This window comes from Sandarakinorhabdus oryzae (genome assembly GCF_009733735.1).
GTDB lineage: Bacteria > Pseudomonadota > Alphaproteobacteria > Sphingomonadales > Sphingomonadaceae > Sandarakinorhabdus > Sandarakinorhabdus oryzae.
The window spans coordinates 1-13,170 of record NZ_WNJP01000075.1; the positions used below are offsets into that span (position 1 = coordinate 1).

Sequence of the window (13,170 nt, forward strand, 5' to 3'; positions counted from 1 at the left end):
CTCGTCGCCCTGGAAGCCGCCGTGAGGGCCGCCGAGGCCGATTATGCCCGCGCTGCCGCCGCCCTGGGCCAGGCGAGGGCCGCCGCCGCCGCCCGCCTGGATGCCGCCGTGGCCGGTGAACTCAAGCCGCTGAAGCTGGATTCCGCCCGTTTCCGCACCCGCATCACGCCGCTGCCCGAAAGCGAATGGGGGCCAGAGGGGCAGGAGCGGGTGGAGTATGAGATCGCCACCAACCCCGGCGCTGATTTCGCCCCGCTGATCAAGATCGCTTCGGGCGGGGAATTGTCGCGCTTCATCCTGGCGCTGAAGGTGGCGCTGGCCAGCACGGGCAGCGCCGGCACCATGATTTTTGACGAGATTGATCGCGGCGTTGGCGGTGCGGTCGCCTCGGCCATCGGCGAGCGGCTGGCGCGGCTGGCCAGCGAGGCCCAGGTGCTGGTCGTCACCCACAGTCCGCAGGTGGCGGCGCGCGGCCACAGCCAGTGGCGCATCGAGAAGAGCGTCGATGGCGGCAGCACCCGCACCGCGCTCAGCACCTTGACCGGGGCCGCCCGGCAGGAAGAGATTGCGCGCATGTTGTCGGGCGCCGATGTTACCCCCGAAGCCCGTGCCCAGGCCCTGCGCCTGCTGGAAGGAGCCTGACCATGGAACTGAACCGTCGCAGCCTGATGGGCGCCCTGGTAGCCGCCGCCGCGGGCCCGGCCGCCGCGCAGATGATGCCGCGCAAGGCCGAGCTGAGGCATGATGCGGTCAAGTCGCTGATCGATTCCTATGTGGCCAAGGGCCATGTCCCCGGTGCCATCGTGGCGCTGATGGAGCCAGGCCGGCACCGGCCAGTGTTTCTTTCGGCCGGGGTAAGCCAGTTTGGCGGCGGGGCGACGGTGTCGCCGGACACGCTGTGGCGCGTCTATTCGATGTCAAAGCCGATCACCGCCTGGGCCGTGATGCAGCGTGTTGCCACCGGCGAGCTGGCGCTGGATCAGCCGATTTCCGACATCCTGCCCGAATTCAAGGCGATGCAGGTGCTGGTCGATCCTGCAAAGGGCCTGGAATCGCGGCCGGCGGCGCGGCCGATCACCGTGCGCCACCTGCTCACCCACACCGCCGGTTTGACCTATGCCATTAACCCCAATGGCCCGTTGGAGCGCGAGTATAAAAGGCTGGGCATCCAGCCGGGCAGTGTGCCGGGCTTCCTGCAGCCGGGCGAAGGCGCGCTGCCCGATCTGCAGGCAATGGCTGGCTTCCTCGCCGGCCTGCCGCTGGCGCTCGAGCCCGGCACGGCGTGGAAATATTCGGTCGGCCTTGATGTCGCCGGCGCCTTGCTGGAACGGCTGGTGGGCACCACGCTGGACCAGGTCTATGATCGCCAGCTGTTCGGCCCGCTCGGCATGGCGTCCACCGGCTTCTGGGCGAAAGACCCGGCGCGCTTTGCCGGCAATTATTTCTGGGCCAATCCGGCCACTGGCGCGCCGCTCGACAAGCCGACGCCGGTGATGCCGCTGGAAAAGGATGGCTTTACTGCGCGGCCGCGGCTGCTGTCGGGCGGTGGCGGCATTGTCAGTTCGGCCCGGGATTATGCCCGCTTTGCCCAGATGGTGCTGAACGAAGGCGAGTTCGGCGGCAAGCGCATCGTGCCGCACGGCACCGCCGAATTGGCGCTGTCCAACCTGTTGCCGCCCGGCGTGTTCTTCGAAGGCCGCAACGGCTTCGGCGCCGGTGGCCGGCTCACCCTGTTCGACACCCGCCAGCGCGGCGCCGCCGGCCCCAGTGGCACGCCGGCGCTGCTCTATGGCTGGAGCGGGGCGGCCAACACGCTGTTCGTGGTCGATCGCGTGCGCCAGTTCGCCATGGTGGCGATGCTGCAGTTCATGCCCTATGGCCGTTTCCCGTTCGAGCCGGACATGAGCCAGGCCCTGGCCCGGGATGCGGATGGACGTTGAATCCACAGGTCGAAGAATCGCCCGCCTCGTGCTGGCGCTGGCCTATTTCACGGTCGGCGTCATCCACCTGAAAAGCCCCGCAGGCTTTCTGCCGATCGTGCCGGCGTGGGTGACCTGGCCGCGCGAAGTCGTGCTGGCCACGGGCGCTGCCGAAATCGCCGGCGCCATTGGCCTGCTGGTCCCACGCCTGCGCCGGGCGGCGGCCTGGGGCCTGGCGGCCTATGCCGTGTGCGTGTTCCCGGCCAACATCAAGCATGCGGCCGAAGGCATCGCCATCGGTGGTCAGGTGCTCGGCTGGGGCTATCACGGCCCGCGGCTGCTGGCCCAGCCGGTGATCGTCTGGTGGGCGCTGTGGGCTGGCGGCATCACCGACTGGCCGTTCCGCCGCTCGGGCTGAAGGCCATTCTGGCAATAAATGGTTAACGCTTGAGAAAGCTATATTGCTGAAATCCTGCCAAAGTGCTAACGCCCTCCTGTGTTTGTTGTGTCACAGGGGTAAGTCATGCGTGGTTTTCTGTTTGCTGCGGCGTTGCTGGCGATGCCGGCCGCTGCCTCCAATCTCGTCGTCAATGGCGACTTCGAAGCCGGCAACAGCGGTTTCAGTTCCAGCTATGGCTATGTGAACGCGGCGCTGACCAACGGCACCTCGATGTATCCCGAGGGCGTCTACACCGTTGGCAGCAATGCCAATGATTATCATAATCTGTGGGCCAGCGTGCCGGGCCAGGGCGGTTCGGGCAAATATCTGATCGTCAATGGCGCCACCACGCCTACCCTATTGTGGGAACAGACAGTGGGCGGCGTGACCGCCGGCAGCAAATATTTCTTCGAAGCCTTTGCCGTGAATGTGTGCTGCAACGCCAATTATGGCGGCGCCAACACCCCCTCCACCATCACCTTCCAGGCGGTGCAGGATAATGTGGTGACGACGCTCAACACCTTCACCACCAGCAATATTGCCGGCCTATGGCAGGGTTTTTCCAACAGCTACACCTCGCTGTCCGGCTCGGCGGTGACGTTGCGCCTGATCAATGCCAGCACCGAATATGGCGGCAATGATTTCGGCGTGGACAATATCAACTTCTCGCAGACCAGCATCCTGGGCGGCGTGCCGGAACCGGCCAGCTGGGCCCTGCTGCTGGCCGGCTTCGGCCTGGTTGGCGCCGCGTCGCGCCGGCGCCGCAAGGCCGTCGTCGCCGCCTGATCCCTGCCCAACGTGCCACCATGGCCGTTGCCGCTTGCCGCGGCAGCGGCCATAGTCATGCGTGAAACCGGGCGGGCAGGGGAGCAAGCGCATGTTTGTCGGGCATTTTGCCGCTTCAGTGGCGGCCAAGGTGGCCCAGCCCAGGCTGCCCTTCTGGGCCTGCGTCGGGGCAGCGCAATTGCTCGATATCGGCTGGGGCAGCCTGGTCATCGCCGGCATCGAGAAGCTGCGGCTGAACCCGGCGCTGCCCGGCTCGCCGCTCGATCTCTATTTCATGCCTTACACCCACAGCCTGCCGATGGCGCTGCTGTGGTCGTTGCTGGCGGGCCTGCTTGCGGTGCGGTTGTGGGGTCGGATCGGCTGGTGGATCGGCGCTGTCGTTTTCTCGCACTGGCTGGCCGATCTCCTGGTGCATCGGCCTGATCTGCCGCTCGGACTGTTTAACCCCAAGGTCGGCCTGGGCTTGTGGAACCTGCCGGTGCTCGAAATGATCGTGGAGATGGGCCTGCTCGGCCTTGCCATGTGCCTGTGGATCGCCCGCCGCAAGCAGGCACGGCTGGGCGCGCGTCCGGCCACCGGCTGGTATGTCGCCATGCTGGCGCTGGCCGTGGTCAACGCCATTCCGGGCGATCCGCCATCGCCGGCCGACATGGGGATGCTGGCGCTGTTCGGCTATGGCGTGGCGATTGCGGTGGCGCTGCTGGTGGACCGGGCAGACAGGCGCGCCTGAGGCGGTTTGCAGCCGGCGGGCGCCCTGATACATCTGCAGGCATGACTGCCGACACACCGATTTCCGCGCTTTCCGACGACGAGGCCGCCGCCGAACTGGCCCGGCTGGCCGCGGCCATCGCCCACCATGGCGAGGCCTATTACCAAAAGGACGCGCCGCAGATTTCGGATGCGGAGTATGATGCGCTGGTGCAGCGCAACGCCGCCATCGAAGCCGCCTTTCCGCATCTGGTGCGCAGCGATTCGCCAAGCTTCCGGGTGGGATCAAAACCCGCCGCCGGCTTTGCCAAGATCACCCATTCGAGGCCGATGCTGAGCCTGGACAATGTGTTCAGTGATGACGAGGCCCGCGAGTTCGTGGCCCGCGTGCGGCGCTTCCTGAACCTTGCCGACGATGCCGACGTGCGGCTGCGCGCCGAAGCCAAGATCGATGGGCTGAGCTGTGCGCTGCGGTTCGAAAATGGCCGGCTGGTGCACGGCGCGACGCGCGGTGATGGCGCGGTGGGGGAGGAGGTGACGGCCAATCTCGCCAAGGTGACGGGCCTTGCCCACCAATTGCCGGCGGATGCGCCAGCGGTGGCCGAGGTGCGCGGCGAAATCTACATGTCCAAGGCGGGCTTTGCTGCGCTCAACGAGCGGCAGGCGCAGGCCGGGGCCAAGATCTTCGCCAATCCGCGCAATGCGGCTGCCGGTTCGCTGCGCCAGCTCGATCCGGCGATCAGCGCCAGCCGGCCGCTGGCCTTCATCGTCCACGGCTGGGGCGAGATGAGCGAAATGCCGGGTGCGACGCAAAGTGACGTGACAGCCGCGATTGCCGGTTGGGGTTTCGACACGGGCAGCCTGGCGGTGGGCGATGCGACGATGGAGCAATGCCTTGACTTCACCGCGGATCTGGAGCGCCGCCGCGCCGATCTGCCGTTCGATATCGATGGCGTCGTCTACAAGGTGGAGCGGCTGGACTGGCAGGAGCGGCTGGGCCAGGTGGCGCGCTCCCCGCGCTGGGCGGTGGCGCACAAGTTCCCGGCCGAGAAGGCTGAGACGCTGCTGGAGGCCATCGACATCCAGGTGGGCCGCACCGGTGCGCTGACGCCGGTGGCGCGGCTGGCGCCGGTGACGGTGGGTGGCGTGGTCGTCACCAATGCGACATTGCACAATGAAGACGAGATTGCCCGGCTGGACGTGCGGGTGGGCGATCGGGTGCGGGTGCAGCGCGCTGGCGACGTGATCCCGCAGGTGTTGGGCGTGGTGCCGTCAGGCGCGCCGCGTGGGGCACCCTTCGTCTTCCCCGATCATTGCCCGGCGTGTGGATCGACCGCGGTGCGCGAGGAGGATGGTGCGGTGCGGCGCTGCACCGGCGGGTTGACCTGCCCGGCGCAGCGGCACGAGCGGCTCCGCCATTTCGTCAGCCGCAACGCCTTCGATATCGAAGGGTTGGGAACGGAACGGCTCGAGCTGTTTGCCGCAGAGGGCCTGATCGAGGGGCCGGTGTCGCTGTTCCGACTGCACGAGAAGCGCGATGCATTGCTGGCGCTGCCGGGTTTCAAGGAGAAGAGCGTCGACAAGCTGCTGGCTGCTATCGCGGAACGGCGCACGGTCAGCCTTGATCGCTTCCTGTTCGCGCTTGGCATCCGCCATGTCGGCGAGGTGACGGCGCGCGATCTGGCGCGGGCCTTTCGTTCGGCCGAGGCGGTGGAAGCGGCGGCGCGGGCCGACGATGCGGTGAACCGGCTGACCGCGGTGAATGGCATCGGCGGGGTGGTGGCCGAAGCGCTGATCGATTTCTTTGCCGAGCCGCACAACCAGGCGACGCTGGCCGAACTGCTGGCCGAAGTGACGCCGCAGCCGCTGCCGGAGATCCGGCAGACCGGGCTGTCTGGCAAGACCGTGGTGTTTACCGGCGCATTGGAAAAATTCACCCGCGAGGAGGCCGAGGCCCAGGCCGAATTGCTCGGCGCCAAAACGTCGGGCAGCGTATCGGCCAAGACCAGTTACCTGGTGGCGGGGCCGGGGGCGGGATCGAAGCTGGCCAAGGCGCAAGGCCTGGGCGTGTCGGTGCTGGACGAGGATGGCTGGCTGGCGCTGGTGGCAGCCGCACAACCCGATGGCTGAGGCGGCGGCCGCCGTGCTATAATTTGCGCGCTGTCGTCGAGTCTGCCGCGCTGCAGAAATGGTGAGACGCACGCGCACTGGCTCCCGGCGGTTGGGGTTCGCCCCACTGATGAGACAGGAGCGTGACCATGAAATCGCCATCCCCCCCGACCGGCGCCGACGACAAGGCTGTGCAGCCGGCCACGCCGAGCTTTCACGTCGAGCTGACGCCAGTGCCGGCCGATGCCCGGCCGTTCCATGCCCTGCACGGCACGGTGCCGGCGCCGGCGGTGCCGCATATTCCCAGCCATATCGAAGAGGTTGTGGAGCATCCGGCGCCGAAGCTGCCGTGATCTGAGTCCTGATTGATTGTAATCCATGCGCCAGTTGCATGGCTGATGCCGATTCTTCTGCACTGCACCATCGCGTGTGAAGCGCGTAATACAGCTCCTGTCAGCCGGGAATTGGCCCGGCTCATCAACAGGAGCGCTCCCATGAAGGTCGTCTCGACTGAATATGAACCGCAGGTGCGCGCTGTTCCGGTTGCCGAAGTTCTGGCCCCGGTCCGCCCGCTTCCGATCCGCCGCCGCCGTGTCGTCCTGACCCCGGCCGTGGTCGAAGCCCGTCTGTTCCACGCGCTGTAAGGCGCGTCGAACAGGCGCAAGCCGTTCTTTTTCAAACCCGCTTTCTGGTCAGTACTAGGCAGGGCCATTCCGCCCTGCGATTGATCGGCCACGCCGGCACCAGCCCGTGGCGACGATAGGCATTGGCGACGGCGCGTTGCTGGTGGTGGAGGAGACCCGCCATCACCAGCACGCCGCCGGGCGCGATGACCGCTGACAGGTCCCGCGCCAGCGCGATCAGCGGCGGCGCCAATATGTTGGCCAGTACCAGATCATAGGGCGCGCGATCATGCAGCGCCGGCGCCGAAAGCCCCGGCGCGACCGCCAGAGCAATGCGCCCAGCGCATGTACCTGCGGCAAAATGGTTGAGCGCCAGATTTTCCGCCGCCACGTCGATGGCGATCAGATCGATGTCGCTGGCAATCACCCGCGCGTTGCGGTGGGCCTGAGCCGCCGCCATGGCGAGCACGCCGGTGCCGGTGCCGATATCGGCGATATTCCTGAAATCACGATACTTTCTCAGCCGCTCGATCGCCGCCAGGCAGCCGTGCGTGGTGGCATGCTGGCCGGTGCCGAACGCCAGGCCGGCCTCGATGCGCAGGGGCCAGTCCCCCATGCGCACGGCATCGGCGTGATCGGCGGTGTGCACGATGAAGCGCCCGGCCCGCACCGGCTTGAGGTCGCGCTGCGACAGCGTGGTCCAGTCCTGCTCCGCCAGTTCCGCCAGCGTTACGCCGCTGGCCGATGGGAACAGGGCAACGATCCGCGCCACGGTCGCGTCGTCAGGCTGGTCGGCGAAATAGGCGGTCAGCACCCAGTCATCGGGCCGGGCCGGATCGGGCTCTTCGACATTCAGCGTCGGCGGCTCGTCCATCAGCTCGAACAGGTCGGGCAGGGTTTCCGCCTCGGCGCGGTTCACCCCGAAACTGAGCGCCCAACTCATGCTGGCCGTGCCGCCCCGTCGACCCAGACATGGCTGCAGCCCAGCGCCTTCGCATCCGCACCGGCATCCAGCGCCGCCACCGTGATCCAGCCTTGCTGGCGCAATTCGGCGCCAATGGCGGCTGGGGTGCCCAATGGCAGCAGCACGCGCGTCCGGCTTTCCTGGCCCAGGCCCAGATCGACCAGCCCGTCGACATAGAGCGAGAAGCCGATCGCGGCCTCCTGGCGACCGTCAGCGTGCGCCACCGTGTAGGCGCCGCCGCGGCCGACTTCGGCCATCATCCCGGCGCCGAACAGCGAAAATCCCAGCCAGGTCTGATACTCAAAGCCATGGCGCTCGGTGGGGTCGAGCGTGACGCTCACCCCCGCCAGCCCATCGGCCAGGCCGGCAATCGCGTCGAGCCGGCCCAGTACCAGATCGGGCAGGTCTAGCTGCCGCAAGGCGGCCAGCGCGGCGGGCACCGGGCCGGCAGCGGCAATCAGTGGCACGAACCGGTCGGCCCCCGCCGCCCGCAACGTGCCGACATCCTTGCCGTCCAGCCAGGCCTGGACCTGTGCCAGGCTGGCGCTGCCCAGCGGCCAGCCAGCCGCGGCAAGATCGGCGACCAGAGTCGGCATGGTGAGATCGACGGACAGGCCGGCCAGCCCGGTGGCGGTCAGCGCCTCGATGGCGACCGCCAGCACTTCGGCCGCAGCGGCGGGGCTGTCGCTGCCGATCAGTTCGGCGCCGGCCTGCGTGCGTTCGCGTTCGGGCGACAGCTGGTCCCCGCGCACACGCAGCACCGGGCCGGCATACATCAGCCGCACCGGCCGCGCCTGCCGGGCCAGCCGGGTCACTGCAATTCGGCCAACCTGCCCGGTGATGTCGGAGCGCAGGGCCAGCGTCATCTGGCTGACCGGATCGGTGAAGCGCAGGCGCTCGCGGCTGCTGCCGCTGGCCAGGCTCGCCTCATATTCCACCAGCGGCGGCGCCACCCGTTCATAGCCATGGGCTGCGCACACGTCGGTCAATGTGCGCACCAGGCTGGCCAGCGCTTGCGCCTGCGGCGGCAGGCGATCGCGCAAACCTTCGGGGAGGAGGCCGAAACTCGTCATGGCCAGCGGGTTAGCGGCAAGCGGGGAGGGCGGCAAGGCGGAAGGACGAGTCCAGGCCGCCTTGCCGCCTCCGGGTCACGCAAACCGCAGTGCGCTGGCCACCTTCACGCCGGGCAGGGCGCGGATGGTGGTGAGCAGCGCGTCGGGGATGGCATTGTCCACCGAAAGCAGCAGCACCGCCTCGCCGCCGGCATCGCGGCGGCCAAGGTGGAAGGTGCCGATGTTGACATCAGAGCCGCCCAGCGTCGTCCCCAGCCGGCCGATGAAGCCCGGCTTGTCCTCGTTGACGATGTAGAGCATGTCGCCGGCCAGATCGGCTTCGACGGTGATGCCGAAAATCTCGGTCAGGCGCGGCTTGCCGTTGCCGAACAGGGTGCCGGCCACGGTGCGCGGGCCGCTGGCCGTCGTTACCGTCACGCGCAACAGCGTGTGATAATCGGTCTCGCGGTCGTGGCGCACCTCCGCGATGTCGATCTCGCGTTCGCGCGCCAGATAGGGCGCGTTGACCATGTTCACCGTGTCGCTGTGGGTGCGCATCAGGCCGGCAAGCACCGCCGCCGTGATCGGCTTCAGGTTGAGCTGGGCCGCTGCGCCTTCCACTTCGACGCGCACCGACTTGATGCCTTCATTGTCGAGCTGGCCGACCAGGCTGCCCAGCCGTTCGGCCAACGCCATGTAGGGCTTGAGGCGCGGCGCTTCCTCGGCCGACAGCGACGGCATGTTGAGCGCGTTGGTGACGCCGCCGGTGAGCAGGAAGTCGCTGAGCTGCTCGGCGACCTGGATGGCAACATTGACCTGGGCTTCGTCGGTCGAGGCGCCAAGGTGCGGCGTCGAGACGAAATTGGGCGTGCCGAACAGCGGCGAGGATTTCGCCGGCTCTTCGAGGAACACGTCGAGCGCGGCACCGGCGATATGGCCGCTGTCGAGCAGTTCCTTCAGCGCCACCTCGTCAATCAGGCCGCCGCGGGCGCAGTTGATGATGCGCACGCCCGGCTTGCACTTGAGCAGGTTCTCGCGGCTCAGGATGTTGCGGGTGCTGTCGGTCAGGGGCGTGTGCAGGCTGATGAAATCGGCGCCCGCCAGCAGTTCGTCCAGCGTCACCTTGGTCACGCCCATATGCTCGGCGCGTTCCGGGGTCAGGAAGGGATCAAAGGCGATCACCTTCATCTTCAGGCCCAGCGCGCGATCGGCAACGATGCTGCCGATATTGCCGGCGCCGATCAGACCCAGCGTCTTGGCCGTCACTTCGACGCCCATGAAGCGGTTCTTTTCCCACTTGCCGGCCTGGGTGGAGGCATCGGCTTCGGGCAGCTGACGGGCCAGCGCGAACATCAGCGCGATGGCGTGTTCGGCAGTGGTGATCGAGTTGCCGAACGGCGTGTTCATGACGACGACGCCGAGCGCCGAGGCGGCCGGGATGTCGACATTGTCGACGCCAATGCCGGCGCGGCCGACCGCCTTCAGGTTGGTGGCGGCGGCGAGCACCTCCTTGGTGACCTTGGTCGAGGAGCGGATGGCGAGGCCGTCGTAATTGCCGATGATCTTGATCAGCTCGTCCTTGGACAGGCCGGTGATTTCGTCCACCTCGATGCCGCGGGCGCGGAAGATCTCGGCGGCCTTGGGGGACATCTGGTCGGAAATGAGGACTTTGGGCATGGGTATTTCCCTTCTTGGCTCCCCTCCCGCGTGCGGGAGGGGCTGGGGGTGGGAATGTCATCACTGCGGCAGGCGGCGCTGGCGGGAGATCCCACCCTCGACCCCTCCCGCAAGCGGGAGGGGAGTGGTTCAGGCGTTCACTTCGGCATGGGCCCAGTCGAGCCAGTGCGTCAGCGCCACGATGTCGGCGGTGTCGACGGTGGCGCCGCACCAGATGCGCAGGCCGGGAGGGGCGTCGCGATAAGCGCCAATGTCGTAGGCGGCCTTCTCCTTTTCGAGGAGCGACACGATCGCCTTCACCTTGTCCTCGGCGAGGCCGGGCAGGACGAGGCAGACCGACGTGTTGGAGCGCGAAGCAGCATCCTTGGCGAGATGTTCGACCCACGGGTGCGACTGCACCCAGGCATCGAGCGCGGCGGCATTGGCGTCGGCGCGGGCCTTGAGGGCCGCGAGGCCGCCGAGGCTGTCGGCCCATTCCAGTGCGTCGATATAATCCTCGACCGCCAGCATGGAGGGCGTGTTGATGGTCTCGCCGACGAAGATGCCTTCGGTCAGCTTGCCCTTGGAGACGAGGCGGAAGATCTTGGGCAGCGGCCAGGCCGGGGTGTGGCTTTCGAGCCGTTCCACGGCGCGGGGGCCAAGGATCAGCATGCCGTGGCCGCCTTCGCCGCCCAGCACCTTCTGCCACGAGTAGGTCAGCACATCGACCTTGGCCCAATCGACATCCTGCGCGAACACGGCGGAGGTGGCGTCGGCGAAGGTCAGGCCCTCGCGATTGGCCGGCACCCAATCATAGTTGGGGACGCGCACGCCCGACGTGGTGCCGTTGGCGGTGAACAACACGTCGTTGGTGAAGTCCACAGCGGCCAGATCGGGCAGTTCGCCATAGGGCGCGGTGATGACGGTGGGGTTGAGCTTCAGCTGCTTGGCGGCATCGGTGACCCAGCCTTCACCGAAACTTTCCCAGGCGATGGCGGTCACCGGGCGGGCGCCCAGCATCGTCCACATCGCCATTTCATAGGCGCCGGTGTCGCTGGCCGGCACGATGCCGATGCGGTGCGTGTCGGGGATGCCGAGCAGCTTGCGGGTCAGGTCGATGGCATATTGCAGCCGCGCCTTGCCCAGCTTGGAACGGTGCGAACGGCCCAGGCTGTCGGTCTTGAGGCTGGTGGCTGTCCATCCAGGGCGCTTGGCGCAGGGACCGGACGAAAAGTGCGGGCGCGCGGGAAGCGCGGCAGGTTTGGCAGTCATGTTCTCTCCTCACAGAGAGCGCGCGCCGCGTTGGGACGGCGTGGCCCGCCGCCGGGGATAGGGATTTGCCCGCGCCGGTCAAGCGGTTTCGGATTTACCGTGGAGCAGTCTGCGCCGCTCAGCCCAGCGACTCGACGATGGCCCGGCCGAGCGGCACGAACTGGCGATTGCGTTCGGCCAGTTCGGATCGCGCTGCGAACAGATAGGCCGCCACCCAGATTGGCTTGCGCCCCGGCGGGGTGATCACCGACACGATGTTGCGGGCGTGCCAGCTGCCGGCGCCGGTCTTGTTGGCTTCCTGCCAGCCTTGTGGCAGCGCGGCGCGGATCATGGTGTCGGCCGTCTTGCTGGCCTGCATCCAGGCGAACAGCTGGGCGCGGGCCGCGGGTGACAGGATGCGGCCAGTCACCAGGGTGCGACAGGTGGCAAGCATCGCCGCCGGCGTGGTGGTGTCACGCGGGTCGCCGGGGGTTTCGTTGTTCATCTCGGGCTCGTTGCGGTCGAGCCGGGTGACGCTGTCACCAATGGCCCCGAGCCAGCGGGTCAACGCCGCCGGGCCGCCGACATGGGCGAGGCCAAGGTTGGCGGCCGGATTGTCAGACAGCACGGTCATGGCTTCGGCCAGTTCCAGCAACGAAGCGGTGCCGCCGATGCGCTTTTCGGTGAAGGGCGCGTTGAACAGCATGTCTTCCCGCCTGATCGGCAGACGGTCTGTCATCGACCACAGCTTGCGGTCGGCGCCGTGCAGCAGGCGCGCCGCGAGCAGCAGCTTGAAGGTGGAGCACAGCGGGAAGCGTTGCTGGGCACGATGGCTGAAGCGGGCGCCGCTGCTGGTGTCGAGCAACGCGATGCCGATGGGGCCGCCGGCGCTGCGCTCGATCAACGGAATGGCGCGGCGCAGCGGGGCAAAGCGGTCGGGCGCGGCCAAAACGGGGGCTGCGGCGAGCAGCGGCAGGCCGGCGACGAGGGTGCGACGGTCGATCATTCGGACTCCAGGGTGAGGGTGGGGGCGCTGCCGCCAAGCCGGCGCGCGTGCCAGGCGGCCCAGGCCAGCAGGAAGGCGCCGGTGATTAGGATGAGCGAAGGGCGGCCGGTTTCCACATCGGCCCAGAAGCTTTGCGCCGCCCACAGGGTGACGAGCAGGGCCAGGATCGGCAGCGCCGGATGCAGGGGCGCCGCCCAGGCGGTCGGCTCGCCGCGGCGGCGGGCGAGGATGAGGGCGAGCGCGATCAGCACATAATCGGCGACATTGCCGGAGGTGAGGATCAGCAGCCAGCGTTCCCCCAGGCCGATGGCGGCGGCGGAGGCGAGCGTGACCAGCAGGGTGGCGCCCCAGGGCGCGCGAAAGCGGCTGGAAACCTGCGCCGCCAGCCGACCGAGGCCGCCGGGCAGCACGCCATCGCGGCCCATGCCGAGCACCAGCCGCGAGAAGGCCATGATGGTGGCGACCATGGCGTTGAACACGGCCGCGATGACGCCGGCCGAGACGGCCTGCGCCACCGCCGGGCTGGCCTGCGCTTCAAGAAAGGCCGCGATCGGGGTTTCGGCGGCAAACAGCCGGGGCGCGGTGGCCAGCGCCGGCACCAGCAGCAGCATCGGCAGCGCGATCACCAGCGCCGAGACCAGCCCGGCCTGCGCCACC

Annotated in this window: 13 protein-coding genes and 1 pseudogene; 8 read left to right on the forward strand and 6 right to left on the reverse strand. The window is 67.9% G+C overall.

Translation table 11 applies throughout. From position 1 onward, the window contains the following. The 8 genes and pseudogenes from GJ693_RS16845 to GJ693_RS08925 form a co-directional block, all read left to right on the forward strand. Window positions 1–642: pseudogene (locus GJ693_RS16845) on the forward strand (DNA repair protein RecN); the annotation flags it as partial. 2 nt (window positions 643–644) lie between these two features. Further along, window positions 645–1,940: a serine hydrolase domain-containing protein gene (locus GJ693_RS08895; protein WP_156255955.1), complete on the forward strand. Its 1,296-nt coding sequence runs from the start codon at window positions 645–647 to the stop codon at window positions 1,938–1,940. Beyond that, a complete protein-coding gene (locus GJ693_RS08900) occupies window positions 1,930–2,337 on the forward strand; it encodes a DoxX family protein (protein ID WP_156255956.1) in 408 nt (135 codons plus the stop codon). The genes GJ693_RS08895 and GJ693_RS08900 overlap by 11 nt, the downstream gene beginning before the upstream one ends. Before the next feature lie 105 nt (window positions 2,338–2,442). Then, window positions 2,443–3,144 carry a PEPxxWA-CTERM sorting domain-containing protein gene (locus GJ693_RS17480; protein ID WP_235902761.1) on the forward strand — a complete coding sequence of 234 codons (702 nt, stop codon included), beginning with the start codon at window positions 2,443–2,445 and terminating at the stop codon, window positions 3,142–3,144. A 91-nt stretch (window positions 3,145–3,235) separates the two neighbouring features. Then, window positions 3,236–3,874, forward strand: coding sequence for a hypothetical protein (locus GJ693_RS08910; RefSeq protein WP_156255957.1), 639 nt, complete (start codon window positions 3,236–3,238; stop codon window positions 3,872–3,874). A gap of 41 nt (window positions 3,875–3,915) precedes the next feature. Then, the gene (gene ligA / locus GJ693_RS08915) at window positions 3,916–5,982 is read left to right on the forward strand and encodes an NAD-dependent DNA ligase LigA (RefSeq protein WP_156255958.1); all 2,067 of its coding nucleotides are present in this window, start codon (window positions 3,916–3,918) and stop codon (window positions 5,980–5,982) included. Between the two features lie 128 nt (window positions 5,983–6,110). Then, entirely contained in the window at window positions 6,111–6,314 is a 204-nt protein-coding gene (locus tag GJ693_RS08920) for a hypothetical protein (RefSeq protein WP_156255959.1), read from the forward strand. Between the two features lie 141 nt (window positions 6,315–6,455). Continuing rightward, window positions 6,456–6,605, forward strand: coding sequence for a hypothetical protein (locus GJ693_RS08925; protein WP_156255960.1), 150 nt, complete (start codon window positions 6,456–6,458; stop codon window positions 6,603–6,605). A gap of 31 nt (window positions 6,606–6,636) precedes the next feature. Here GJ693_RS08925 and GJ693_RS08930 read toward each other — a convergent pair whose 3' ends face one another. The 6 genes from GJ693_RS08930 to GJ693_RS08955 all read right to left on the reverse strand — a co-directional run. Further along, a complete protein-coding gene (locus tag GJ693_RS08930) occupies window positions 6,637–7,527 on the reverse strand; it encodes a 50S ribosomal protein L11 methyltransferase (RefSeq protein ID WP_156255961.1) in 891 nt (296 codons plus the stop codon). Next, on the reverse strand, window positions 7,524–8,621 hold the full coding sequence (locus GJ693_RS08935) for an ATP phosphoribosyltransferase regulatory subunit (RefSeq protein ID WP_156255962.1): 1,098 nt from the start codon (window positions 8,619–8,621) through the stop codon (window positions 7,524–7,526). The genes GJ693_RS08930 and GJ693_RS08935 overlap by 4 nt, the downstream gene beginning before the upstream one ends. Before the next feature lie 75 nt (window positions 8,622–8,696). After that, on the reverse strand, window positions 8,697–10,277 hold the full coding sequence (gene serA, locus GJ693_RS08940) for a phosphoglycerate dehydrogenase (protein WP_156255963.1): 1,581 nt from the start codon (window positions 10,275–10,277) through the stop codon (window positions 8,697–8,699). Window positions 10,278–10,406: 129 nt separating this feature from the next. After that, window positions 10,407–11,528 carry a phosphoserine transaminase gene (locus tag GJ693_RS08945; RefSeq protein WP_156255964.1) on the reverse strand — a complete coding sequence of 374 codons (1,122 nt, stop codon included), beginning with the start codon at window positions 11,526–11,528 and terminating at the stop codon, window positions 10,407–10,409. Window positions 11,529–11,646: 118 nt separating this feature from the next. Further along, a complete protein-coding gene (bla, locus tag GJ693_RS08950) occupies window positions 11,647–12,513 on the reverse strand; it encodes a class A beta-lactamase (RefSeq protein WP_156255965.1) in 867 nt (288 codons plus the stop codon). Further along, window positions 12,510–13,170, reverse strand: a 661-nt coding sequence (locus GJ693_RS08955; protein WP_197042076.1) for an amino acid permease, incomplete at its 5' end; no start/stop codon positions are given. The genes bla and GJ693_RS08955, both read right to left, overlap by 4 nt.